Source organism: Pseudomonas sp. MS01C9, from assembly GCF_058202755.1.
This window is the reverse complement of record NZ_CM177073.1, coordinates 633347-656825: the sequence shown is the minus strand read 5'-3', so window position 1 is coordinate 656825 and position 23479 is coordinate 633347. Positions and strand designations below refer to the sequence as shown.

The following is a 23479-nucleotide window of genomic DNA, read 5'->3' as shown; positions in this document are numbered from 1 at the left end:
CCCGTCCGGCACGGGATAATACGGCGCGGCTTGAGGACGCAAGCACTTCGCTTCGATGATAAGGCAGTTGGGAAGGATCGAACGCATGACAGACTGGCTGCAGAGCGATGGTGAAATGGCCGCCCAGGTAAGGCGTCATGATTGGGCCGGCACGGCCATCGGACCGCTGGAGCAATGGCCGGATGTGCTCAAGACGACCGTGGCGCTGAGCCTTGCTTCGCAGTTTCCCCAGGCCATTGTGTGGGGACCGGAGCTGATCACCCTGTACAACGACGCATTCATGGCCATTCTCGGCAACAAGCCCGACGCATTGGGTCGCGGATTCGACGAGATATGGCAGGAGGCATGGAGCGAGATCGGCCCCATCGTGCAGGGGGCCTTCGACGGGCAAGCGACCTATATCGAGAACTTCCCCTTGGTCATCGAGCGGGGCGGTGGCCCTGAACAGGCCTATTTCACCTTCTGCTACAGCCCTATCCGCGACCAGTTCGGCAAGGTGGTGGGCATGCTCGACACCGTCACCGAGACCACGTCCACCGTCTTCATGACCCAGCGCCTGGCCGTTCTCGATGCCATTGGCAGCGCGGTGGCCAACGCCACCGATCCACAGACCATCATGGCAACCACCACGCGCATCCTGGCGGCGCATCTGAACCTGTCCAACTGCGCATACGCGGACATGGAAGAAGACGAGGACGCCTTCACGATTCGTGGCGATTGGGCCAGGGTGGGGTCTGCGAGTATTGTCGGTCGCTATCGACTGGCGGATTTCGGTCGGCTGGCGGTCGCCAACCTGCGGGCCGGCAAGCCCCTGGTGATCAATGACAACCTGGCGGAGCTGGCGCCGGAAGAAGCCGCGACATTCCAGGCGATCGGCATCGCCGCCACCATCTGCGTCCCGCTGATCAAGAACGGGCGTTTGACCGCCTTGATGGCGATCCACGATAAAACGCCTCGGGTCTGGTCTTCCAACGATCTGGCGCTGCTGCTGGAGGTCACCGAGCGCTCCTGGGCCCACATCGAGCGCGCCCGTGCCGATGCGGCGGTGCGCGAGGGGCTCGCGGCCCTGGCCGAACTGAACGCGACGCTGGAGGAGCGGGTCGAGGAGCGCACTACCCGGCTGCAGCAGACCGAAGCGGCACTGCGCCAGTCGCAGAAGCTCGAAGCCATTGGCCAGCTTACCGGGGGCGTGGCCCATGATTTCAATAACCTGCTGACCATTATCCGCTCCTCCATGGATTTCCTGCGCCTGCCCAACCTCAGCGATGAGCGCCGCCAGCGCTACATGACGGCGGTGTCCGAAACGGTAGAGCGTGCCGCCAAGCTGACCAGCCAGTTGCTGGCCTTCGCTCGGCGTCAGCCTTTGAAGCCGAAAGTCATCGATGTGGGCAAGCAGGTGCAGAGCCTGGGGGACATGCTGGAGACCATCACCGGGGCACGCATGCAGGTCAAGGTGCAGTTGTGCGAGCGTCCCTGCTTCGTCCGCGCGGACTTGAGCCAGTTCGAAACAGCCCTGATCAACATGGCGTTGAACGCTCGGGATGCCATGAGCGGGCAGGGCACGCTGTGGCTGCGACTCAAATGCGGTAAAGGCATGCCGCCGATCCGTGGCCACGCCGGGTCCGGGCAGGCTTTTGTCGCCGTCGCCCTGGCAGACACCGGCACGGGGATCGCGCCTGAGGTCCTCGAACACATTTTCGAGCCGTTCTTCACCACCAAGGAGGTGGGCAAGGGCACGGGATTGGGCTTGTCCCAAGTGTTTGGCTTTGCCAAGCAATCCGGTGGCAATGTCGATGTCTCGACTGTGGTCGGCGAGGGTACGGTGTTTACCCTGTACCTTCCCGAAGTGAAAGCCGAAAAGACAAAGGAGCCCGCGAAGGAAGAAGCAGTCGATCTGATCCTGGAGAAGGGCAAGCGGCGCGTGCTGGTGGTGGAGGACAACCTGGAGGTAGGCAAGTTTGCCAACCAGATCCTGCAGGACCTGGGTTACGAAACCGTCTGGGCTACCAATGCCGAGGAGGCGCTGGACCTGGCCGGCCCGGACGCCATGGCCTTCGATGCGGTGTTTTCCGACGTGGTCATGCCGGGTATCAGCGGTATCGCCCTGGCCAAGGAGCTGCGCCGGCGCCGCGAGAACCTGCCGGTGGTGCTGACGTCCGGCTACAGCGAGGAACTGGCCCACAGTGGCCATGAGGGCTTCGAGTTCTTGTCCAAGCCTTATTCGGCCGATCAGGTTTCCCGGGTGCTTAGCCGGGCAATCGTGCGTACAGGTTGACTGTTTCCCTTCTGAAACAGTGGGTTCCATTCGTCGGTCAAGCGAGCATCGAATGAGCGGTCTGTTGATGACCGGCTAGTCTCAAGACTTGAAGATCGATATTTTCCAGGCAACGGTTGTTGCCGGTATCGGTCCCGACGAAAGGGGAAGGCGATGGGAGCATCTTACAGCGAGGACATCGGAGCCACTTATCCGATTAACGAAGGGTTGCAATGCGGTCAATCGGCTTATCGATCTGACTTCGGCGATGAGCCGATCAAGTCCATCAGGACCAGGGTGCCCAAAGTGCAACGTGGGGAGAAGGCCAAGTTCCTGCCCAGGGTCCCGGCCAGAAGGTAGCGACAGTCGCAGCCCCGTCAGTGGACGGGGCTTTTTGTTGGGGGACCGGATGCGCGCGCGTGCAGCATCGACCGGCGTGTAGATTTTTCTTCATCTTTTTTGTCGACGTTTCTTTCACGTTTCTTTCACACTCGGCCGCGTAGTCTCAGCTCATCCGTTAGAAAGCAGTACCTGCCCGTTTCCCCAGCGGGCTTTTTTTTGCCTGTCATAAAACAACTCCTGCATTCGCTGTCCAACCGGCATGGTTGAGCCGTTTGGCGTAAACTCGCGCCCGCGCGCAGCGGCCATTTTTCCCGATGCGGCATTTTCGAGGTTTTTATCATGCGTTTGACTTTGTCCACCCTGGTGCTTGGGCTTGTGATTGCCCAAGGTGCGATGGCGGCTGGCGATGGAACCGCTGCAATCGGCGGTGGCCTTGGCGGTGTCTTGGGTAATGTGGTTGGCCAGCAGATGGGCGGTAGCACAGGTGCCGCCATCGGTGCCGGTGTCGGCGGTGCGGCCGGCAGCGCGGTGGGGGCTCGCAAGGGCAGTCGTACAGAAGCAGCCATCGGCGGCGGCCTGGGGTCGGCCGGTGGTTCGATCGTCGGCAATCGCTTGGGTGGCTCAACGGGTTCCACCATTGGCGCGGGCATTGGCGGCGCAGCAGGCGGAGCCCTGGGCAGCAACCTGTCCAACGACAACGACGGGCACTCCGGCAAGAAACACAAGCACAAGAAAAAGCATCGCTGAGGTGATGCCTGAATGAGAAAACCCGGCCCCCGTGCCGGGTTTTTCTTTCTCGGGGATTTGTCCGGAACGTTTACCTTCCTCTCGCCTCGAATCCATACATCCATCTGCAATTGCGAGGTGTGCCATGACGCCGGAAACAGAAGGCAAGGAAGAGAAAGGTCCGTCGGGCCTTCCTTTCGTCAATGATCCGGGCAATGAGGATCCCGGCTCCCTGATGGACGACGCCCAGGTCCCCCTGATCGACGATGAAGACGCCGAGCTTGAGGAAGAATCCTACGATTGAGGTCGGTTCATCCGCCTCTGGAGGTTGCCATGACTGCCAATTCACCTGCCCCCGACGAAGATGAAACGCCGGAATACCCACTGCCATCACCCACGGACTCCCTGAGCCGGGACCAGCGTCCGCCGGATGACGAGGCCGGCATCGAGCAGGTGCCCGAAGAGGATGACAGCGTCGAAGCGACCCCGGATGACCCGGACATCGCCGGTGACGATGCTTCCGGTAAACCCAGCTGAACGCCGCAAGAGCGGCCGCCTGTCGATTTCGGGGCACCATCGGCGTCTCCTGGCGGCCACACATCAGGTAGGTACCTTGAAAAGGAGACTCACCATGATGAAATCACACCTGGCGGCGATGACACTCGCCGGCATTCTTTCGACCAGTTCGCTGGCGGCTTTCGCACAGACCACGGGCGATAATCCACCCGTGGACAAAGGTGGAATGCCACCTTCCACCCAGATGGATGCCGGTTCCACGACCGACACCAGCGGTAACGCCTTGCCCCCTGGCTCTGTCAGTGGTGGTAACGGCGGCGACGCCAGCGGCAGCAGCACCAGCCCTGGCACAGGGACCGGTTCGACCAGTGGGGGCAGTTCCATGGGTGGCGATGCCTCCAGCAGCGGGACCGGAGCCGGCACCACCGACAGTGGTGGTAGCTCAGGCGGATCCAGCGGGTCGAGCCAATAAGATAGATGAGCATTGACGGTGGGCACTGTAGGAGCTGGCGAGGGAAAGCTCGCCAGCTCCTACAGATTGCGCATGTACCTGTCGTAAGATTTTTCGTTGCCTGTTCCAACTCCCCCTCGTTATCCTGCTGAATCCTTTAAGGCGCACACCTCATCCTGGACGTACCTGAGCCATTTTCCGGAATGTAGTGTTGATAACGGATCCGCTGCGATGAAAGCACCGCACAAAGAGTTTGGCCCGATCAAGGCTGTGATATTCGACATGGATGGTCTGTTGCTGGATACCGAGGGCATCTACACCGAAGTCACCTCCATCATTGCCGAGCGTTACGGACGTACGTTCGATTGGAGTGTGAAGCAGAATATCATCGGCCGTGGCGCCGGGGACCTGGCTCGCTACGTGGTCGAGGCGCTGGAGCTGCCGATCACCCCCGAGGAGTTCCTGGTGATCCGCGAACCGCTCATGCGCGAGCGGTTTCCTCATGCCCTGGGGATGCCCGGTGCCGAGGAGCTGGTGCGGCATCTGAAGGCCCATGATGTGCCGATCGCGGTGGGCACCAGCTCGTCGAGCCATACGTTCAAGCTCAAGACCACTTTGCACCGAGACTGGTTCGCCCTGTTCGATTTCATCGTCACGGCGGACGATCCCGAGGTGGGAGCGGCAAAACCGGCGCCGGATATCTTCCTCACCGCGGCGCGGCGCCTGGGCGTGGCGCCGCGAGATTGCCTGGTGTTCGAAGACTCGCCATTCGGTGTCACCGCAGCCAAGGCGGCCGGCATGACAGCCATCGCGGTGCCGGACTCGGCCATGGCCGATGAGAAATACGCCCATGCCGACGCGATCATCCGTTCTTTGAAGCTGTTCCAGCCGGCCTTGTGCGGTCTGCCGCAGCTTGAGTGGGCCTGAGAAAACAAAGCAAAACGCCGGTCATGGTCGAGCCATGGCCGGCGTTTTCCGCATGGGCCGGGTCAGGCGCCGAAACCACCGTCGATGGTCAGGCTGGCCCCCGTGATATACGCCGCTTCCGGACCGGCCAGATACGCAACGAAACTGGCGATTTCATCCACATTGCCATAGCGACCGATGGCCATCAGTGACATCAGGCTGCCAGCGAACTCGCTGTCGGCCGGGTTCATGTCGGTGTCCACCGGGCCGGGTTGCACGTTATTGACCGTAATGCCCCGTGGGCCGAGATCGCGGGCCATGCCTTTGGTCAGGCCCACCAGCGCCGCTTTGCTCATGGCGTAGGGTGCACCTCCGGCGAAGGGCATGCGATCGGCGTTGGTGCTACCGATGTTGATCACCCGACCTCCTTCCTTCATATGCCGCGCAGCCTCCTGGGTCGCGATGAACACGCTGCGCACGTTGACGGCCAGGGTCTGGTCGAAATCCTCCAGCTTGAATTCTTCCAGCGGTGCCATTGCCAGGATCCCGGCGTTATTGACCAGGATGTCCAGCCCGCCGAAGGCTTCGACAGTGGCGTTGACAGCATTGCGGATCGCCTCGGCGTCGGCGCTGTCGGCCTTGATTGCCAGGGCCTTGCCGCCGGCGGCGATGAGGCTGTTCTGCAGTTCCTCGGATTTGGCCGCGGAGCTGACGTAGGTGAAGGCCACCGCGGCGCCTTCGGCGACCAGGCGTTTGACGATGGCGGCGCCGATGCCGCGGGAACCGCCCTGGATCAAGGCGACTTTACCGTTCAGTGTTTGAGTGCTCATGGTGTTTCTCCAAAGTATGCCGGGGCGAGAGGCCACGGGGATGGAGCGAGTATCGGGATCGGATCGCCGGCTGTGTAGACCGCCATTGATATAGTCTGTGTAAACCAGAAGTTTAGAGTGGCGCTTATGGAGACCTTCAGCAGTATCGAATGCTTTGTGCGCAGTGCCGAAGTCGGCAGCTTTGCCGAAGCCGCCCGGCGACTGAGTATTACCCCGGCGGCGGTGGGCAAGAATGTCGCCAGGCTCGAAGCACGGCTGGGGGTGCGCCTGTTCCAGCGCAGTACCCGCAGGCTGACCCTGACCGAGGCCGGTCATTTGTTTTTGAGCGAAGTGAGCGGCAGCCTCAATACCATCCAGAACGCGGTCGCCAACCTGGCCAGCGCCGGTGGGCAGCCGGCAGGTACGTTGAAGGTGAGCATGGGCACGGCATTCGGACGACTGTATGTGGTGCCATTGCTGGGGCAGTTTCTACGACGCTTCCCGGCGATCAGCCCGGACTGGCACTTCGATAACCGACAGGTCGACCTGATCGGCCAGGGTTTCGATGCGGCCATCGGGGGTGGTTTCGAGTTGCCCCAAGGCGTGGTGGCACGCAAGCTGGCGGTGGCCCATCGGGTACTGGTGGCCTCACCGGGTTACCTGCAGGAGCACGCCGCGGTGCTGGAGCCGGACGACCTGGCGAACCATCAGGGCATCCTGATCCGTTCGCCCCAGACCGGGCGCATTCGCTCCTGGCAACTGACCAGTCATACCGGGCAGCACAGTCCGCTGATGCTCAAGGCGCGCATGACCATGAGTGACTCGGAAGCCGACTGTGCGGCCGCGGCCCAGGGGCTGGGCATTGGACTGGTGAGCATGCCGGTGGCCGTTCCGTTCCTGGAGTCCGGCGAACTGCAGCGGGTATTGCCGGACTGGTATGTGGATGATGGCAACATTTCCATCTATTACGCCGAGCACAAGTTGCTGCCGGGCAAGACCCGAGCCTTCGTGGATTTCATCATCGAACAGTTTGCCGAGCAGGAATGGGCGCAGCGGTTCAGGGCCGTTTGAGACCACTCGCCCATCGCAGCACGATCGCGATGGGCACGACGTGTCTCAGCGCCCGAACCGCCCCGGCCAGCCGATGATGGTCTTGGGCCGAGGTGTCGCGTAGGTGCGGACCTTGGAAGTGGATAACCCCAGTCGCACCAGGGATTCGGCGATGGTCACCGCCGCGGTCACCCCATCCACCACCGGCACCCCGGTGCATTGGCGGATCCGTTCATCGAGCCCGGCCATGCCGCCGCATCCCAAGCAGATCACCTCGGCCTTGTCCTGGCTCACCGCCAGTTCCGCCTGCTGCACAATGGCTTCGACGGCCCGTTGCGGGTCCTGCTCCAGCTCCAGCACCGCCAGGCCACTGGCCCTGACCGATGCACACCGGTCGTACAGGCCGGAGAGCTTGAGCCGGTCTTCGATCAGCGGCACGGTGCGGTCCAGGGTGGTGACCACTGAATACGCATGGCCCAGGAACATCGCGGTGCTGGCGGCGGCGTCGGTGATATCCACCACCGGCACGTCGAGCAGCTCCTGCAGGCCTTCGCGGCCATGCTCGCCATAACCGGCCTGGATCACGGCGTCGAACGGCTGATCGTAGGACATCACTCGGTCCATCACTGCGATGGCGGCCAGGTAACTTTCGAAGTTGCCTTCGACCGAGTCGGCCCCGAAATGCGGCGTGAGCCCGACAATCTCCGTACCTGGGGCGGCCACGGCCTGCGCCTGGCGGGCAATGGCCTGGGTGATGGACTCGGTGGTGTTGACGTTGACTACGAGAATTCGCATGGGCTTTCCTTGAGGTGAGATAAGCGGCCCGAGCCGGGCAGGCCGCGTTGAAATCGGGCTTCAGTGGCTGACGTTATCCACGGCGATGGATTCACCGCTGACATCTTCGTAAAACGGCTGCCGCTTGGCGATCGCCAGGTAGAGCAGCCCGGCGATCCCGGCGCCGATCAACCAGGAGAACGGTGAAACGCTGTCGAAGCCGGGCACCAGCGCCAGGACGATGGCAATCAGGGCCGCCGGAATGAATGCCGCCACCGCACGCAGGTTGACCCCCTTGCTATAGAAATAGGCGCCATCGGGGTCTTCGCTGTAGAGCTGTGGCACATTGATCCGGCCTTTTCTGATCAACCAGTAGTCGACCATGATCACGCCATACAGCGGCCCGAGCAGCGCACCGAGGCCGGACAGGAAATACACGATCACCAGCGGGCTGTTATAGAGATTCCACGGCAGGATCAGCACGGCGATGGCGGCGCTGATCAGTCCGGCCCGGCGGAACGTCAGGTATCTGGGGGCCAGGTTGCTGAGCACGAAGGCCGGTGCGACGAAATTGGCCATGATGTTCACGGCCACGGTGACGATGAGGAACGCCAGGCAGCCAAGCACCAGTAAAAAGGTGTTGGGGATCGAGGCGATGACCTGGGTCGGGCTTTCGATGATCTGCCCGTTGATCTGGAACTGCGCACCGCACAGCAGGATCGTGATTGCGGCGAAAACCAGGATATTGACCGGCAGGCCCCAGAAGTTGCCGACGACGATGGTTCGGCGGCAGGGCGAAGAACGCGCGAAGTCGCAGAAGTTGAGTACCAGGGTGCCGTAGATCGCCAGCCACAACGCGCCGCCGGCGAAAATGTTGCGCCACATCTCGGCACCGCTCAGCGGTTCACGGATCGACCAGGCAATGGTGGCGCCGGCCTGGGTGTACATCCAACCGGCCAGGGCGGCGACGGTGACGAGAATCACCGGCCCGGCAAAGCCTTCGTAGCGGCGTACCATTTCCATGCCATAGGCCAGGATCAACAACTGCACGAACCAGATCACCACGAAACACACCCAGCCCAGGCTCGACAGGCCCAGGATCGAGTCCTGGTCGTAGTCGGCGAAGCCCGGGTGGATGGCGGTCAGCAATACCCGAAAGACCACCGACGCAAGGTAGGTCTGGATACCGAACCAGGCGATGGCGATAACCGCCCTGATCAACGCAGGAATCTGCGCGCCGTGGATGCCGAAACTGATCCGGCTGATGACGGGAAACGGCACTCCGGTCTTCTGCCCCATGTAGCCGGACAGGTTCATGAAGCCATAGACCAGCGCGGCACCGATCCCCAGGGACAGCAGGATCTGCCAGCCGCCCAGGCCCAGCGCATACAGGCCGATGGCGAAGGAATAGTTGGCGATGTTGTGTACGTCGTTGGTCCACAGGGCAAAGATGCTGTATCGACCCCAGCGCCGGCCCTCGGCCTTGGTCGGCGCCAGGTCCTTGTTGTGCAGCCTGGGGCTCAGGATCAGGGGGGCTGTGGTTCGGGTATCCGCGGCAGTGGTGGAGGAGGGTAGATCCAGTGCGATGTCATTGGAGAGGCTAGTACGCATTCCGGCAGGCTCCTGATCCTCGATGCCGCGATGACTGTGCATGAGCGCATGGCTCGACAAATCTTCGTCGCGGCGGGCGAGCATCCTTGGTCAAGGGGCATCTGCAGCCTGTACGGGATAGGGCGCTTCAGGCTTGCGGAGCTAAAGTGTGTGTAGGTTTTATTTGATTTGTATACAAAACACATGTCGACTCAAGCCATATCTATGCCAGCTTCGGATCTAAAGCTTTCTGCCTTGATTTCGTTTCGTTATTTGTTTCGTATAAGTCACTGAAAAAAGGTCGTTATAAATTGACCAATCGAACAGGTATTTATTTTCAGGACGCGAGCTTTCGCCAGGAAGGAAAAATGCGATGGGGAGGGCAGGTGTAACTTTTCGGGGCATTACGGGAATAAGTGCACACAAAAATGGCACCTGAGGTGACATTTTTGTGTACAGGTTGCCGGCGCGTCACGCCATGGCCAGCAGGTCATCCCTACCGCTTCCTTCAAAGTTCGAAGCGGTCGCGGGTTGAGGGATCAGGCCTTGGATTTGCTGATGATGTTACCGGCATGCAGGCCACATTCTTTCTGCGTGGCTTCTTCCCACCACCAGCGACCTTCGCGCTCATGCTGGTTCGGCAGCACCGGGCGGGTGCAGGGTTCGCAGCCGATGCTGATGAACCCCCGTTCATGCAAGCTGTTGTAAGGCAGCTCAAGCATGCGGATATAGCCCCAGACTTCCTCGCTGGTCATCTGCGACAGCGGATTGAATTTGTACAGGGTGCGTTCCGGGGTCGAGAATGCTGTGTCGATCTCCAGCACGGCCACCTGGCTGCGGGTCCCGGGGCTCTGGTCGCGACGCTGGCCGGTGGCCCATGCGCGGACATCGGCCAGTTTGCGTCGCAATGGTTCGATCTTGCGGATGCCGCAGCACTCGCCATGACCGTCCTTATAGAAACTGAACAGGCCTTTTTCCTTCACGAACGGCTCCAGTTTCGTATGGTCCGGCGAAATCACCTCGATATCGATCTTGTAGTGTTCGCGCACCTGATCGATGAACCGGTAGGTTTCCGGGTGCAGGCGACCGGTGTCGAGGCTGAACACCTTGACGTTCTTGTTCAGCTTCCAGGCCATGTCCACCAGCACCACGTCCTCGGCGCCGCTGAAAGATATCCACAGGTCGTCGCCGAACTCGGCGAAGGCCAGCTTGAGGATGTCTTGTGGAGACTTGTTGGCATAGGTCGTGGCGAGTTCCACGACGTCAAACGATGGGCTCATCAGGGCGGTTTCCTACAGGTCGGTGGCGCTGAGCGCTCTATAGGAGGCCGATGGTAACAAAAGCGGCCGGGACTGGCGCGCTCCTGTGCGAATGGCTAGAGTCGGCAAGCCTTTTGTTCGCTCAACCGACAGACATCAATAATGGGAGTGTCCTGTGGAAATTGCCTGCCTCGACCTGGAGGGTGTATTGGTCCCGGAAATCTGGATCGCCTTCGCTGAAAAAACCGGGATTCAATCCCTCAGGGCAACCACTCGGGACATTCCCGACTACGACGTGCTGATGAAACAGCGGTTGCGCATCCTCGACGAACACGGGCTCAAGCTTTCCGATATCCAGGAGGTGATCGCCACCCTCCAGCCGCTGGACGGCGCCATCGAGTTCGTCGACTGGCTGCGGGAACGCTTCCAGGTGGTGATTCTTTCGGACACGTTCTACGAGTTTTCCCAACCCTTGATGCGGCAGCTGGGTTTTCCCACCTTGTTGTGCCATCGCCTGATCACGGATGAGAGCGGGCGGGTCACCGGGTATCAACTGCGTCAGAAAGATCCCAAGCGGCAGTCGGTCCTGGCATTCAAGAGTTTGTACTACCGGGTGATTGCCGCGGGAGATTCCTACAATGACACCACAATGCTCGGCGAAGCCGACGCCGGCATCCTGTTCCATGCCCCGGATAATGTGATCCGTGAGTTCCCGCAGTTCCCGGCGGTGCACAGCTTCGCCGAGTTGAAGCAGGAATTCATCAAGGCGTCGAACCGCAATCTCAGCCTGTAGGTAAAAAACCTGTGGGAGCGACGCTTGTTCGCGATAGCGGTGTGCCAGTCGGCTCCAGTGCTGCTGACCCAACGCAATCGCGAGCAAGCTCGCTCCCACAGGAGATGGTGTGGTCACTAAAGGTTCTGCAAGGTTTCCAGCAAGACCCTGACCTTGGTAATCGACTCCTGATACTCCGCCTGCCAGTCCGAGTCCGCGACAATCCCGCCGCCGCCCCAGCAGCACACCTGTCCATCCTTGACCAGCAGGCTGCGGATGGCGATGGAGCTGTCCATCTCCCCACGTACGTCCAGGTACAGCAACGAACCGCAATAGAGGCCGCGCCGGGTCGGTTCGAGCTCGTCGATGATCTGCATGGCGCGGATCTTCGGTGCGCCCGTGATGGAGCCGCCGGGGAAACTGCCGGCGATCAGGTCCAGGGCGTCTTTGCGCTCGGCCAGTTCGCCGGTCACGCTGCTGACCAGATGGTGTACGTTCGGGTAGCTTTCCAGGCTGAAGAGTTCCGGTACCCGCACCGAGCCGATGCGGCAGGTACGGCCCAGATCGTTGCGCAGCAAGTCGACGATCATCAGGTTCTCCGCCCGGTCCTTGGGGCTGGCAAGCAGCTCGGCGGCATGGGCGGCGTCTTCGCCAGGCGTGCTGCCACGGGGGCGGGTGCCCTTGATGGGACGGGTTTCGACGTGGCCCTCGCTGACCCTGACGAAACGCTCGGGCGACAGGCTCAGCACCGCGCCGCCATCCGGCAGGCTCTGGAAGCCCGAGAACGGTGTCGGGCAAGCCGCTCGCAGTGCCTGGTACGCAACCCAGGCATCACCCTGGCAAGGCGCCCGGAAGCGCTGGGCAAAATTCACCTGGTAACAGTCACCAGCCTGGATATAGGCCTGGATCCGGTCGATTGCCTGTCGATAGGTTTCGGCGCTGAGGTCCGGCGCCATAGGTCCTTCGAGCCTGAAAGCGCTGGCGGGCATCGGGGTGGTCCGGCTGAACAGCTCGATCAGACGCTGGCGTTCGCTTTCGCCACAATGAGGGTGGAACACCAATTGGCTGGTGCCGGCCTGATGGTCGCTGACAAGCGCCCAGTCATAGACGCCGAAGCAGGCATCGGGCAGTTGCAGGTCGTCCTGGGCCTGGGAAGGCAGGGTTTCCAGGTGTCGGCCGAAGTCATAGCTCAAGTAGCCGATCAAGCCGCCCGCGAAGGGCAATTGCACCGTGGCCGGCAGCGCCGCGTCGCCCAGTTGGGTCAGCTGAATGCGCAGGCGTTGCAGGAAGTCACTGCCGCTCTCGTTCGGCATCACCGCCAATTGTGTCAGCGGCCATGCGCTGAGCAGGTCATAACGTCCGCGTTCGGCACTCGGCCGGCCACTGTCGAGCAGCACGCTGCCCGGGGCATGACGAATCGCCGCGAAATACTCGGCAGGGTTGGCGCGGTAAGGTAACGGGTGTACGGAGCAGGTTGGCATGGGCGGGGCGGGTCAGCCATTCAGGCGGGGGAGCGATTGTAATCCCCCGTAGGATTTGCTCCTAGGGGGATGTCGGAGATGAGCACGTCTGTGGCTGTCGAAGATGACTGCGGGGAACATTTGTGATGAGAACATCCTGTGGCGAGGGAATTTATCCCCATTGGGTTGCGAAGCGACCCCAGACAGGTAGTGCAACCACCCTGATGTATTGGGGTGGCAGCTTTTGGGGATACCACGCAACCCAGCAGGGATAAATCCCCTCGGCACAAGTTCACAATGTCCCGGTCCAGACAATTGGCATTGTTCAGGATTAGAGGGATCAGCCCTCAACCGGCGGGATATGCCCGAACAGCTCCTGGGCAAACGCCACGCGCTCTTCCACGGTTTCCACGACGCCCCGTGCCTGGAGCTCCTCCAGGTGCGCTTCCACCGCATGGGTACGCAGGGTCAGGCCGCAGTCGTTGGCGATCTGGATGTTCAGCCCTGGTCGGGCGTTCAGTTCCAGGATCAACGGCCCTTTCTCCTGGTCCAGCACCATGTCGACGCCGATGTAGCCCAGTCCGCACAGTTCATAGCAACCGGCGGCCAGTTTCATGAAACCGTCCCAGTAGGGCAGTTGCACGCCGTCCACCGCGTTGGTGGTGTCAGGGTGTTTGGTGATGATGTTGTTCAGCCAGGTGCCGCGCAGGGTCAGGCCAGTGGCGAGGTCCACGCCGACGCCGATGGCGCCCTGGTGCAGGTTGGCCTTGCCACCGGACTGCCGGGTCGGCAGCCGTAACATGGCCATCACCGGATAACCCATCAGTACGATGATGCGAATGTCCGGCACGCCCTCGTAGCTGATGCTCTTGAAGATCTGGTCCGGGGTCACGCGGTACTCGATCAGCGCCCGGTCACGGTGCCCGCCCAGGGAATACAAGCCGGTGAGGATACTGGAAATGTGATGCTCGATTTCCTCGTGGCTGATGATCTTGCCGGACACGGTGCGGTAGCGGCCCTCGAAACGGTCGGCGATGACGATGATCCCGTCGCCGCCGGCGCCCTGGGCCGGCTTGATGACGAAGTCGGTGCGCCCGCCGATGATGCCATCGAGCTTGTCGATTTCCTTCTCGGTGGAAATGATCCCGTACAGCTCCGGCACATGGATGCCGGCGGCGATGGCCCGTTCCTTGGTGATGATCTTGTCATCGACGATGGGGTACAGGCTGCGCTTGTTGTATTTGAGCACGTAGTCGGCATTGCGCCGGTTGATGCCCATGATGCCCCGGGCTTCCAGGGCCTTCCAGGTTTTCCAGAGGCCGAACATTACGAGTCAGCCTTGACGAAGGCCTTGAACCGTACCAGCTCGGTCAGGCGGTAGCCGCGGTAGCGACCCATGGCCAGCATGAAGCCCACCAGGATCAGCAGGATGGCCGGGAAGGTGAACACGAAGTAGACCAGCTCCGGCACGCTCATGATCAGGTGCGCCAGGGACGCGGCGAACAGCGTGCCGATGGCCACCTTCATGGCATGGCCGGCGCCGCGCTCTTCCCAGGTGATGGACAGGCGTTCGATGGTCATGGTCAGGATCACCATCGGGAACAACGCCACCGACAGGCCGCGCTCCAGGCCCAGCTTATGGCTGAGCAGGCTGATGGCGGCGATCAGCACCACCACGAATGTCAAGACCACCGAGAGTCTTGGCAGCATCTGCAGCTTGAGGTGCTCCAGGTACGAGCGCAGCGACAGGCCCAGGGTGGTGATCACCGTGAACAGGATGATCCCGAAGCCCAGTTGGGTTTCACGGAAGGCCAGTGCGATCAGCACCGGGGTGAAGGTGCCGAGGGTCTGCAGGCCGATCAGGTTGCGCAGCACGAGGATCACCAGCACGCCGATCGGGATCATGACCATGATCATGAAGGTCTGCTGGGTCTGCAGGGGCAGGCCGTAGAGCGAGTATTCGAGGAAGTTGGCGTCGGTGTTCTCGTCCGTCAGCTTGGCCAGGCGAATGGCGTTCATTTCGCTGTTGTTCATGCTGAACGTGACGGTGGCTTTCTTGCCGCCATCGACGGTGATCAGGTTTTCATCGCCAGTCCACCACAGCAGGCGGTCGGTGGGCAGCCCCTGCTCGCCGGTGTCCGGGTTGAAGTACAGCCAGTCGGTGCCGTTGAAACTGCGCAGCCACAGTTCGGGCGTCTGCGGCTGGTCGGCCACCAGGCGGATGGTGTGGACCTTTTCCACCGGCACATGGGCGATGGACAGCACCAGCTCGACGATCCTTGCCTTGTTGCCCGAGGAGACGTCGCCGGCCAGCAGCAGCTTGACGTTGTCGTCGTTGAGGTTGTTGACCCGCTTGATGGCTTCGCTGATGAAGGTCTCGACGTCGGCAGAGTGCTGGCGGATCGGCGCGAGCAGTGCTTCGGCGGCGATCTTCTCCGGGCCTTCGACGGCGATGCTGTCGCGGAAGGTCGGGCCCTTGACCTTGGTTTTCTCGGCGCTGTAGCGCTTGGTCAGCACCAGGCGGTAATACAGGGTCTGGTTGCCCTTGGCCCGGCGGGCCGACCAGGTCACCTTGCGGTTACCGTCGATCCGGTTCACCGCCACGCCATAGTTGTTGGAAATGAAGCTCTCGTTGAGGCTCACATAGTCGCGGCTCAGGGGCGGCACGAACATCTGGACCTTCACCGGATCCTTGGCGTTGGGCACGAACTCGACCTTGGCGTCGATGTTCCACAGGTCGTCGGTGGCATCTTCGGTCACCGGGATGCCGAGCACGAAAATCTGATAGGCCGTCACCGACAGGCCCAGCACCACCAGGATGGCGATCAGCATTTTCAGATGGAGGGTAAGGGAGCGCATTGGGATTACTCTGCGGTTTGAGCGGCATTGGCGCAGGCGGGTTTGCCGGCAGCGTATTTGAGACTGGGGTCGACCAGCGCGTCGAAGCGTTTGAGCGCCTCGGAGCCGATCAGCAACGGGTATTGGAATGCACTGCGGTCGGTCAGGTTCACTTCGATGCTGCGCAGGGCCGAGCCCATGCAGATATCCAGTTCGATGACCGGCCGGGCCGTGTATTTCTTGCCTTCCTCCGGGTCGTAGTCACCGGCGCGGCGCTTGATCTTGCTGACCCGGGCCAGCGGGCGTTCGATAGGGTGCGAATGGGCCGCGTCGATGGCGAGGTAAAAGCGGACCCAGGATTCGCCGTTGCGCTTGAAGCGCTTGATGTCTCGGGCGCTGAGGGACGCGGTCTTGGCCCCCGTGTCCAGCTTGGCGGCGACTTCCAGGTCGATGCCCTGGAGCGCCGCATATTCGTTCAGGCCGTACACGGTCTTTTCACCCGCCGCGGCAAAGCCAGGCAGGCAAATGAAACACAGGACAGCGGAGAAGGGCTTGAATGTCATAGATCCTGGTGCGCAGCGGTCCGTTTATCGGTTCAGGCCCTGGCATTACTGCACAAGCTCCCTGGCGGCCTTCTTTAATAAGAAGAGAGTGGCGAATAGCGGCGGCATTCTAGCACGGTGGTTTTCTGACGCCACCGCTGGCAGGACGCTACGAGCCCGCCCAGCGGCCGGTTATGGCAAGGCACCTTGTTAGACGATTGTCGACAATATATATATTTGCTTTGACCTTTATCCTGCTCTTGGCTATTTTTCGGCGTATTGATTTTCAAGGTGTCGACAATATGCTCGATCAGCTCGAAACCGCGGTCGTCGCCCAGGACGACTCGGAAACCCTTTCCGAGAACGTCTTCCGGCGCATCCAGGCGGCCATCGTCAAAGGTGAGATCGCCCCCGGCAGCAAGATCTCCGAGCCCGAGCTGGCCCGCACGTACGGCATCAGCCGCGGTCCCTTGCGCGAAGCGATCCATCGCCTGGAAGGCCAGCGCCTGCTGGTGCGTGTGCCTCACGTCGGTGCCCGAGTGGTGTCCTTGAACCATGCCGAACTGCTGGAGCTCTACGAAATACGAGAGTCCCTGGAGGGCATGGCCTGCCGCCTGGCGGCCGAACGCATGACCCTGGAAGAGATCGACGAATTGCGCCGCGTACTGGAAACCCATGAGCGCGACGCGGCGTTCCAGGCCGGTGTCGGCTACTACCAGCAGGAAGGGGATTTCGACTTCCACTACCGGATCATCCAGGGCAGCGGCAACCGCACCCTCACGCAGATGCTCTGCGGCGAGCTGTACCAGTTGGTGCGCATGTACCGCATCCAGTTTTCCACCACCCCCAATCGTCCGCGCCAGGCCTTTGCCGAGCACCACCGGATACTCGATGCCATCGCCGACCGTGACGGCGAGCTGGCTGAATTATTGATGCGACGGCACATCGGCGCATCCAAACGCAACATCGCGCGTCATTACCAGGACAGCGCCGCCACTGAACGAGGTGAGTCATGAGTTCCAGCAAGAGCACGCCAGGCCAGCGTTTTCGCGAGGCGGTCGCCACCGAGCACCCGCTGCAAGTGGTGGGTACCATCAACGCCAACCATGCGCTGCTGGCCAAACGCGCCGGTTTCAAGGCCATCTACCTGTCCGGTGGCGGCGTGGCCGCAGGTTCCCTCGGCGTGCCGGACCTGGGCATCACCGGCCTGGATGACGTGCTGACCGATGTGCGTCGGATCACCGATGTCTGCGACCTGCCGCTGCTGGTGGATGTGGACACCGGTTTTGGTTCCTCGGCGTTCAACGTGGCCCGTACCGTCAAGTCGATGATCAAGTTCGGCGCGGCGGCGATCCACATCGAAGACCAGGTGGGAGCCAAGCGCTGCGGCCATCGTCCGAACAAGGAGATCGTCTCGCAGCAGGAAATGGTCGACCGCATCAAGGCCGCGGTGGATGCCCGCACCGACGACAGTTTCGTGATCATGGCCCGCACCGACGCCCTTGCGGTGGAAGGGCTGGAGTCGGCCCTCGATCGCGCTGCCGCCTGCATCGAGGCCGGGGCCGACATGGTCTTTCCCGAAGCCATCACCGAACTTGAAATGTACAAGCTGTTCGCCAGCCGCGTGAAAGCGCCGATCCTGGCGAACATCACCGAATTCGGCGCGACACCGCTGTACACCACCGAGCAACTGAAGGCGGCCGACGTCTCCCTGGTGCTGTACCCGCTGTCGGCCTTCCGGGCCATGAACAAGGCGGCCGAGAACGTCTACACCGCGATTCGCCGAGACGGCACGCAGCAGAACGTCATCGATACCATGCAGACACGCATGGAGCTTTACGATCGCATCGACTACCACACCTTCGAGCAGAAGCTCGATGCGTTGTTCGCTGCGAAGAAGTAAGGCGCCCATTCCCTGCAACTTGCCGATTCCCTACAAATTCAAAAATTGGAGAAAGCAAATGGCCGAAGCAAAAGTACTCAGTGGCGCCGGGCTCCGTGGCCAGGTGGCCGGGCAAACCGCATTGTCCACCGTGGGCCAGTCGGGCGCCGGCCTGACCTATCGTGGCTATGACGTGCGCGACCTGGCGGCCGATGCGCAATTCGAAGAGGTGGCCTACCTGCTGCTTTATGGCGAACTGCCGACCCAGGCCCAGCTGGATGCCTATATCAGCAAGCTGCGCCAGTTGCGGGACTTGCCCCAGGCCTTGAAGGAAGTGCTGGAGCGTATTCCCGCCGACACTCATCCGATGGATGTGATGCGCACTGGCTGTTCGTTCCTGGGCAACCTGGAGCCGGAGAAGGATTTCTCCGAGCAGCATGACAAGACTGACCGCCTGCTGGCCGCGTTCCCGGCGATCATGTGCTACTGGTATCGCTTCAGCCATGAAGGCCAGCGCATCGAATGCGTGACCGACGAAACCTCCATCGGTGGCCATTTCCTGCACCTGCTGCATGGTCGCAAGCCCAGCGAGTTGCACGTCAAGGTGATGAACGTGTCGCTGATCCTGTACGCCGAGCATGAGTTCAACGCCTCGACCTTCACCGCCCGGGTGTGCGCCTCCACGCTCTCGGACCTGTTTTCCTGCATCACGGCAGCCATCGGCTCGCTGCGCGGCCCGCTGCATGGCGGCGCGAATGAAGCGGCGATGGAAATGATCGAGCGCTTCCAGTCGCCGGAGGAAGCGATCAAGGGCACCCTGGCGATGCTCGAGCGCAAGGACAAGATCATGGGCTTTGGCCACGCCATCTATAAGGACAACGACCCGCGCAACGAGGTCATCAAGGGCTGGTCCAGAAAACTTGCCGATGAGGTGGGCGACACAGTGCTGTTCCCGGTTTCCGAAGCCATCGACAAGACCATGTGGGAACAGAAGAAGCTGTTTCCCAACGCCGATTTCTACCACGCTTCGGCTTATCACTTCATGGGCATCCCCACCAAGCTCTTCACGCCGATCTTCGTCTGCTCGCGCCTGACCGGCTGGGCCGCCCACGTATTCGAACAACGCGCCAACAACCGCATCATCCGCCCGAGCGCCGAATACACCGGCGTCGAACAGCGCAAGTTCGTGCCAATCGAACAACGCTGAGCTGGAGGGTTTTAGCCGCCGGAACTGAATGACCCCGAAACCCTGTGGAAGCGAGCTTGTTCGCGATTGCGCACTGACATTCAACGTCGATGTCGACGGATGCACCGCTATCGCAAGCAAGCTCGCTCCCAGTGGCCGGAGGGTGACTTCAAATCCTTCGCCAACCCCTTCTGAAACCACCGTGACCGAGTCCTGACGATGAACACAGAATTTCGTAAACCGCTGCCCGGCACCGCCCTGGATTATTTCGACGTTCGCGCCGCGGTGGATGCCTTCTGCCCTGGCGCCTACGATGGGCTGCCGTACACCGCCCGCGTGCTGGCGGAAAACCTGGTGCGTCGCTGCGAGCCGGCCACGCTGCGTGAATCGCTGCTGCAATTGATCGAGCGCAAGCGCGACCTGGACTTCCCGTGGTTTCCGGCCCGGGTGGTGTGCCATGACATCCTTGGCCAGACGGCCCTGGTGGACCTGGCCGGCCTGCGCGACGCCATCGCCCAGCAAGGCGGCGATCCGGCGCAGGTCAACCCGGTGGTGCCGACCCAACTGATCGTCGACCACTCCCTGGCGGTGGAAAGCGGCGGTGCCGATCCCCAGGCATTCGCCAAGAACCGCGCCATCGAAGACCGGCGCAACGAAGACCGTTTCCACTTTATCAACTGGACCAAGAAGGCCTTCAAGAACGTCGATGTGATTCCGCCCGGCAACGGGATCATGCACCAGATCAACCTGGAGAAAATGTCTCCGGTGATCCAGCAGCGTGACGGCGTCGCGTTCCCCGATACCTGCGTGGGCACCGACAGCCACACTCCCCATGTCGATGCGCTGGGCGTGATCGCCATCGGAGTCGGTGGGCTGGAAGCCGAAAGCGTCATGCTCGGTCGCGCCTCGTGGATGCGCCTGCCGGAAATCGTCGGCGTCGAGCTGACCGGCAAGCTGCAACCGGGCATCACCGCCACCGACATGGTGCTGGCGCTGACCGAATTCCTGCGCAAGCAGAAAGTCGTTGGTGCCTGGCTGGAGTTTTTCGGTGAAGGCGCCAGCGCCTTGACCCTGGGCGACCGTGCGACCATTTCCAACATGGCGCCGGAATATGGCGCCACGGCGGCCATGTTCTATATCGACCAGCAGACCATCGATTACCTGAAGCTCACCGGACGCGAAGACACGCAGGTGCAGTTGGTGGAAACCTATGCCAGGCACGTGGGGCTATGGGCCGATAGCCTCAAGGGCGCGCAATACGAGCGTGGCCTGACCTTCGACCTGTCCTCGGTGGTGCGCAACATGGCCGGTCCGAGCAATCCGCACGCCCGCGTCGCGGTGTCGGACCTGGCCGCCAAAGGCATCGCCGGGCAATGGACCGAAGTGCCGGGGCAGATGCCCGACGGTGCTGTGATCATCGCCGCCATCACCAGTTGCACCAATACCAGCAACCCACGCAACGTCATCGCAGCCGGTCTGCTGGCGCGCAATGCCAATCGCCTGGGCCTGACCCGCAAGCCATGGGTCAAGTCGTCCCTGGCGCCCGGCTCGAAGACCGTGGCGCTGTACCTGGACGAAGCCGGCCTCACCCCTGAACTCGAAAAGCTGGGCTTTGGCGTGGTGGCGTTCGCCTGCACCACCTGCAACGGTATGTCCGGCGCGCTGGATCCGGCGATCCAGCAGGAAATCATCGACCGCGACCTGTATGCCACCGCAGTCCTGTCGGGTAACCGCAACTTCGATGGGCGAATCCATCCGTATGCCAAGCAGGCTTTTCTCGCCTCGCCGCCGCTGGTGGTGGCCTACGCCATCGCCGGGACCATCCGCTTCGACATCGAGAAGGATGTGCTGGGTGTGGTGGACGGTCGGGAAATCCGTCTCAAGGACATCTGGCCGAGCGACGAGGAAGTCGATGCCGTGGTCAAGGCCTCGGTGAAACCGGAGCAGTTCCGCCAGGTGTACATCCCGATGTTTGCCATCCAGGAAGACACCGGGCCGAAAGTGACGCCGCTGTACGACTGGCGTCCACAAAGCACCTACATCCGCCGTCCGCCCTACTGGGAAGGGGCACTGGCCGGCGCGCGGCCGCTCAAGGGCATGCGCCCTTTGGCGGTGCTGCCGGACAACATCACCACCGATCACCTGTCGCCGTCCAACGCCATCATGGCGGACAGTGCGGCCGGGGAATACCTGGCCAAGATGGGCCTGCCCGAAGAGGACTTCAACTCCTACGCAACCCACAGGGGCGACCACCTGACCGCGCAACGCGCCACCTTCGCCAACCCGAAACTGTTCAACGAAATGGTCCAGGAAAATGGCAAGGTCAAGCAGGGCTCCCTGGCCCGGGTGGAGCCGGAAGGCAAGGTCATGCGCATGTGGGAAGCCATCGAGACCTACATGGGGCGCAAGCAGTCGTTGATCATCATCGCCGGTGCCGACTACGGCCAGGGTTCGTCCCGGGACTGGGCGGCCAAGGGGGTGCGCCTGGCCGGTGTCGAAGCGATCGTCGCCGAAGGGTTCGAGCGCATTCACCGCACCAACCTGGTGGGCATGGGCGTATTGCCGCTGGAGTTCAAGCCGGGCACCAACCGCAAGACCCTGGGCATCGATGGCAGTGAAATCTATGACGTGATTGGCGAGCGCACGCCTCGGGCGACCTTGACCCTGGTGATCACCCGCAAGAACGGTGAGCGCCTCGAAGTGCCGGTGACCTGCCGCCTCGATACCGCCGAAGAGGTGTCGATCTACGAAGCCGGTGGCGTGCTGCAGCGTTTCGCCCAGGACTTCCTCGAGTCGGCGGTTGCCGTTTGAGTCTGCTGCGCGGGTGTGGGATTCGAGACCCCTTGCCCGCGGGCTTCAACATTCAGGAGTAGGCGCATCATGGCTCACGCCCCCCAAATTAGAATTCCCGCTACCTATATGCGTGGCGGCACCAGCAAAGGCGTGTTCTTCAGCCTGCAGGACCTGCCCGAAGCCGCCCGTGTCCCGGGTGCCGCCCGGGACGCCTTGCTGCTGCGGGTGATCGGCAGTCCCGATCCGTACGAAAAGCAGATTGATGGCATGGGCGGTGCGACCTCCAGCACCAGCAAGACCGTGATCCTGTCCAAGAGCACCCGGGCCGACCATGACGTCGATTACCTGTTCGGCCAGGTGTCCATCGACAAGCCGTTCGTGGACTGGAGCGGCAACTGCGGCAACCTGTCGGCGGCGGTGGGGTCATTCGCCATCGGCAGCGGCCTGGTGGATGCCGCTCGCCTGCCGGAGAACGGCGTGGCGGTGGTGCGGATCTGGCAGGCCAATATCGGCAAGACCATCATTGCCCATGTGCCGATCACCGATGGCGCGGTGCAGGAAACCGGCGATTTCGAACTCGACGGCGTGACCTTTCCGGCAGCCGAGGTGCAATTGGAATTCATGGAGCCGGCGGCCGAGGAAGAGGGGGGAGGAGGATCGATGTTTCCCACCGGCAACCTGGTGGACGACCTGCAAGTGCCTGGTGTCGGTACGCTCAAGGCAACCCTGATCAACGCCGGCATCCCGACGATCTTCATCAACGCCCGAGACGTCGGTTACACCGGTACCGAACTGCAAGGCGCCATCAATGGCGATCCCAAGGCCCTGGCCATGTTCGAAACCATTCGTGCCCACGGTGCCTTGCGCATGGGCCTGATCAAGCACCTGGACGAAGCCGCCCAGCGTCAGCACACGCCGAAAGTAGCGTTTGTCGCGCCGCCAACGGATTACCTGTCCTCCAGCGGAAAAGCCGTGGCGGCAGGGGATGTCGACTTGCTGGTGCGGGCGTTGTCCATGGGCAAGTTGCATCACGCCATGATGGGCACTGCCGCCGTGGCCATCGGCACTGCGGCGGCTATTTCCGGCACCCTGGTGAACCTGGCCGCCGGCGGCATCGAACGCAACGCCGTGCGCTTCGGCCATCCCTCCGGCACTTTGCGCGTTGGCGCCGAGGCCAGCTTGGTGAACGGCGAATGGACCGTAAAAAAAGCCATCATGAGCCGCAGCGCGCGGGTGTTGATGGAAGGGTTCGTGCGGGTGCCGGGGGATGTTCTGAACTGAGTCGAAAAAGCTGTGGGAGCGAGCTTGCTCGCGATAGCGCTGTATCAG

Annotated in this window: 21 protein-coding genes; 13 read left to right on the top strand and 8 right to left on the bottom strand. The window is 61.9% G+C overall.

The annotated features are described in order from the left end of the window. The first annotated feature begins 85 nt into the window (after nucleotides 1-85). The 6 genes from AC1M7R_RS02960 to AC1M7R_RS02935 all read left to right on the top strand — a co-directional run bounded on the left by AC1M7R_RS02960 (nucleotide 86) and on the right by AC1M7R_RS02935 (nucleotide 5216). Complete coding sequence (locus AC1M7R_RS02960; protein WP_072431833.1) at nucleotides 86-2275, top strand: GAF domain-containing hybrid sensor histidine kinase/response regulator; 2190 nt, start codon at nucleotides 86-88, stop codon at nucleotides 2273-2275. A 660-nt stretch (nucleotides 2276-2935) separates the two neighbouring features. Then, a complete protein-coding gene (locus tag AC1M7R_RS02955) occupies nucleotides 2936-3343 on the top strand; it encodes a glycine zipper domain-containing protein (protein WP_072393204.1) in 408 nt (135 codons plus the stop codon). A 124-nt stretch (nucleotides 3344-3467) separates the two neighbouring features. Further along, entirely contained in the window at nucleotides 3468-3626 is a 159-nt protein-coding gene (locus AC1M7R_RS02950; protein ID WP_165887350.1) for a hypothetical protein, read from the top strand. Between the two features lie 29 nt (nucleotides 3627-3655). Continuing rightward, nucleotides 3656-3859: a hypothetical protein gene (locus AC1M7R_RS02945; RefSeq protein ID WP_072393201.1), complete on the top strand. Its 204-nt coding sequence runs from the start codon at nucleotides 3656-3658 to the stop codon at nucleotides 3857-3859. Nucleotides 3860-3953: 94 nt separating this feature from the next. Next, entirely contained in the window at nucleotides 3954-4310 is a 357-nt protein-coding gene (locus tag AC1M7R_RS02940) for a hypothetical protein (RefSeq protein ID WP_072393198.1), read from the top strand. A 210-nt stretch (nucleotides 4311-4520) separates the two neighbouring features. Next, the gene (locus AC1M7R_RS02935; RefSeq protein ID WP_072393195.1) at nucleotides 4521-5216 is read left to right on the top strand and encodes an HAD-IA family hydrolase; all 696 of its coding nucleotides are present in this window, start codon (nucleotides 4521-4523) and stop codon (nucleotides 5214-5216) included. A gap of 62 nt (nucleotides 5217-5278) precedes the next feature. Here AC1M7R_RS02935 and AC1M7R_RS02930 read toward each other — a convergent pair whose 3' ends face one another. After that, the gene (locus AC1M7R_RS02930; protein ID WP_072393192.1) at nucleotides 5279-6025 is read right to left on the bottom strand and encodes a 3-oxoacyl-ACP reductase family protein; all 747 of its coding nucleotides are present in this window, start codon (nucleotides 6023-6025) and stop codon (nucleotides 5279-5281) included. A 126-nt stretch (nucleotides 6026-6151) separates the two neighbouring features. On the opposite strand from AC1M7R_RS02930, the gene AC1M7R_RS02925 reads away from it, so the two are divergent. After that, nucleotides 6152-7075 carry a LysR family transcriptional regulator gene (locus AC1M7R_RS02925; protein WP_072393188.1) on the top strand — a complete coding sequence of 308 codons (924 nt, stop codon included), beginning with the start codon at nucleotides 6152-6154 and terminating at the stop codon, nucleotides 7073-7075. A gap of 45 nt (nucleotides 7076-7120) precedes the next feature. Here AC1M7R_RS02925 and AC1M7R_RS02920 read toward each other — a convergent pair whose 3' ends face one another. From AC1M7R_RS02920 to AC1M7R_RS02910, 3 genes are all read right to left on the bottom strand, one after another. Then, a complete protein-coding gene (locus tag AC1M7R_RS02920) occupies nucleotides 7121-7849 on the bottom strand; it encodes an aspartate/glutamate racemase family protein (RefSeq protein WP_072393184.1) in 729 nt (242 codons plus the stop codon). A gap of 60 nt (nucleotides 7850-7909) precedes the next feature. Continuing rightward, nucleotides 7910-9439 carry an NCS1 family nucleobase:cation symporter-1 gene (locus tag AC1M7R_RS02915; protein ID WP_072394102.1) on the bottom strand — a complete coding sequence of 510 codons (1530 nt, stop codon included), beginning with the start codon at nucleotides 9437-9439 and terminating at the stop codon, nucleotides 7910-7912. Nucleotides 9440-9957: 518 nt separating this feature from the next. Then, nucleotides 9958-10698 (bottom strand): phosphoadenylyl-sulfate reductase, encoded by a 741-nt coding sequence (locus AC1M7R_RS02910; RefSeq protein ID WP_072393181.1) that lies wholly within the window; start codon nucleotides 10696-10698, stop codon nucleotides 9958-9960. Nucleotides 10699-10852: 154 nt separating this feature from the next. Between AC1M7R_RS02910 and thrH the strand changes: the two genes are divergently transcribed. Continuing rightward, nucleotides 10853-11470, top strand: coding sequence for a bifunctional phosphoserine phosphatase/homoserine phosphotransferase ThrH (gene thrH, locus AC1M7R_RS02905; protein WP_072431836.1), 618 nt, complete (start codon nucleotides 10853-10855; stop codon nucleotides 11468-11470). A 116-nt stretch (nucleotides 11471-11586) separates the two neighbouring features. Here the strand turns inward: thrH and pabB are convergent, their stop codons facing one another. The 4 genes from pabB to rloA form a co-directional block, all read right to left on the bottom strand. Beyond that, nucleotides 11587-12930, bottom strand: a complete 1344-nt coding sequence (pabB, locus tag AC1M7R_RS02900) for an aminodeoxychorismate synthase component I (protein ID WP_072393175.1) — start codon at nucleotides 12928-12930, stop codon at nucleotides 11587-11589. Between the two features lie 319 nt (nucleotides 12931-13249). Further along, nucleotides 13250-14236, bottom strand: a complete 987-nt coding sequence (locus AC1M7R_RS02895) for an alpha-L-glutamate ligase-like protein (protein WP_072393172.1) — start codon at nucleotides 14234-14236, stop codon at nucleotides 13250-13252. Continuing rightward, nucleotides 14236-15768 (bottom strand): osmotic stress tolerance membrane protein RloB, encoded by a 1533-nt coding sequence (gene rloB, locus AC1M7R_RS02890; protein ID WP_072393169.1) that lies wholly within the window; start codon nucleotides 15766-15768, stop codon nucleotides 14236-14238. The genes AC1M7R_RS02895 and rloB overlap by 1 nt, the downstream gene beginning before the upstream one ends. Before the next feature lie 5 nt (nucleotides 15769-15773). Further along, complete coding sequence (gene rloA, locus AC1M7R_RS02885; protein ID WP_072393166.1) at nucleotides 15774-16310, bottom strand: retropepsin-like aspartic peptidase RloA; 537 nt, start codon at nucleotides 16308-16310, stop codon at nucleotides 15774-15776. Nucleotides 16311-16591: 281 nt separating this feature from the next. Between rloA and AC1M7R_RS02880 the strand changes: the two genes are divergently transcribed. From AC1M7R_RS02880 to prpF, 5 genes are all read left to right on the top strand, one after another. After that, complete coding sequence (locus AC1M7R_RS02880) at nucleotides 16592-17305, top strand: GntR family transcriptional regulator (protein ID WP_072393163.1); 714 nt, start codon at nucleotides 16592-16594, stop codon at nucleotides 17303-17305. Next, a complete protein-coding gene (prpB, locus tag AC1M7R_RS02875; RefSeq protein ID WP_072393160.1) occupies nucleotides 17302-18192 on the top strand; it encodes a methylisocitrate lyase in 891 nt (296 codons plus the stop codon). Before AC1M7R_RS02880 ends, prpB begins: the two co-directional genes overlap by 4 nt. Nucleotides 18193-18250: 58 nt before the next feature. Further along, nucleotides 18251-19378, top strand: coding sequence for a bifunctional 2-methylcitrate synthase/citrate synthase (prpC, locus tag AC1M7R_RS02870; RefSeq protein WP_072393157.1), 1128 nt, complete (start codon nucleotides 18251-18253; stop codon nucleotides 19376-19378). 198 nt (nucleotides 19379-19576) lie between these two features. After that, nucleotides 19577-22168 (top strand): Fe/S-dependent 2-methylisocitrate dehydratase AcnD, encoded by a 2592-nt coding sequence (gene acnD, locus AC1M7R_RS02865; RefSeq protein WP_490610231.1) that lies wholly within the window; start codon nucleotides 19577-19579, stop codon nucleotides 22166-22168. A gap of 69 nt (nucleotides 22169-22237) precedes the next feature. After that, on the top strand, nucleotides 22238-23431 hold the full coding sequence (gene prpF, locus AC1M7R_RS02860; RefSeq protein ID WP_341965547.1) for a 2-methylaconitate cis-trans isomerase PrpF: 1194 nt from the start codon (nucleotides 22238-22240) through the stop codon (nucleotides 23429-23431). The last annotated feature ends 48 nt before the right edge of the window (nucleotides 23432-23479 follow it).

What these genes read in the sequence shown, in the direction of transcription:
- AC1M7R_RS02960 (WP_072431833.1), top strand. Translation starts at nt 86, where the DNA reads ATGACAGACTGGCTGCAGAGCGATGGTGAAATGGCCGCCCAGGTAAGG.
- AC1M7R_RS02955 (WP_072393204.1), top strand. Translation starts at nt 2,936, where the DNA reads ATGCGTTTGACTTTGTCCACCCTGGTGCTTGGGCTTGTGATTGCCCAA.
- AC1M7R_RS02950 (WP_165887350.1), top strand. Translation starts at nt 3,468, where the DNA reads ATGACGCCGGAAACAGAAGGCAAGGAAGAGAAAGGTCCGTCGGGCCTT.
- AC1M7R_RS02945 (WP_072393201.1), top strand. Translation starts at nt 3,656, where the DNA reads ATGACTGCCAATTCACCTGCCCCCGACGAAGATGAAACGCCGGAATAC.
- AC1M7R_RS02940 (WP_072393198.1), top strand. Translation starts at nt 3,954, where the DNA reads ATGATGAAATCACACCTGGCGGCGATGACACTCGCCGGCATTCTTTCG.
- AC1M7R_RS02935 (WP_072393195.1), top strand. Translation starts at nt 4,521, where the DNA reads ATGAAAGCACCGCACAAAGAGTTTGGCCCGATCAAGGCTGTGATATTC.
- AC1M7R_RS02930 (WP_072393192.1), bottom strand. Translation starts at nt 6,025, where the DNA reads ATGAGCACTCAAACACTGAACGGTAAAGTCGCCTTGATCCAGGGCGGT.
- AC1M7R_RS02925 (WP_072393188.1), top strand. Translation starts at nt 6,152, where the DNA reads ATGGAGACCTTCAGCAGTATCGAATGCTTTGTGCGCAGTGCCGAAGTC.
- AC1M7R_RS02920 (WP_072393184.1), bottom strand. Translation starts at nt 7,849, where the DNA reads ATGCGAATTCTCGTAGTCAACGTCAACACCACCGAGTCCATCACCCAG.
- AC1M7R_RS02915 (WP_072394102.1), bottom strand. Translation starts at nt 9,439, where the DNA reads ATGCGTACTAGCCTCTCCAATGACATCGCACTGGATCTACCCTCCTCC.
- AC1M7R_RS02910 (WP_072393181.1), bottom strand. Translation starts at nt 10,698, where the DNA reads ATGAGCCCATCGTTTGACGTCGTGGAACTCGCCACGACCTATGCCAAC.
- pabB (WP_072393175.1), bottom strand. Translation starts at nt 12,930, where the DNA reads ATGCCAACCTGCTCCGTACACCCGTTACCTTACCGCGCCAACCCTGCC.
- AC1M7R_RS02895 (WP_072393172.1), bottom strand. Translation starts at nt 14,236, where the DNA reads ATGTTCGGCCTCTGGAAAACCTGGAAGGCCCTGGAAGCCCGGGGCATC.
- rloB (WP_072393169.1), bottom strand. Translation starts at nt 15,768, where the DNA reads ATGCGCTCCCTTACCCTCCATCTGAAAATGCTGATCGCCATCCTGGTG.
- rloA (WP_072393166.1), bottom strand. Translation starts at nt 16,310, where the DNA reads ATGACATTCAAGCCCTTCTCCGCTGTCCTGTGTTTCATTTGCCTGCCT.
- AC1M7R_RS02880 (WP_072393163.1), top strand. Translation starts at nt 16,592, where the DNA reads ATGCTCGATCAGCTCGAAACCGCGGTCGTCGCCCAGGACGACTCGGAA.
- prpB (WP_072393160.1), top strand. Translation starts at nt 17,302, where the DNA reads ATGAGTTCCAGCAAGAGCACGCCAGGCCAGCGTTTTCGCGAGGCGGTC.
- prpC (WP_072393157.1), top strand. Translation starts at nt 18,251, where the DNA reads ATGGCCGAAGCAAAAGTACTCAGTGGCGCCGGGCTCCGTGGCCAGGTG.
- acnD (WP_490610231.1), top strand. Translation starts at nt 19,577, where the DNA reads ATGAACACAGAATTTCGTAAACCGCTGCCCGGCACCGCCCTGGATTAT.
- prpF (WP_341965547.1), top strand. Translation starts at nt 22,238, where the DNA reads ATGGCTCACGCCCCCCAAATTAGAATTCCCGCTACCTATATGCGTGGC.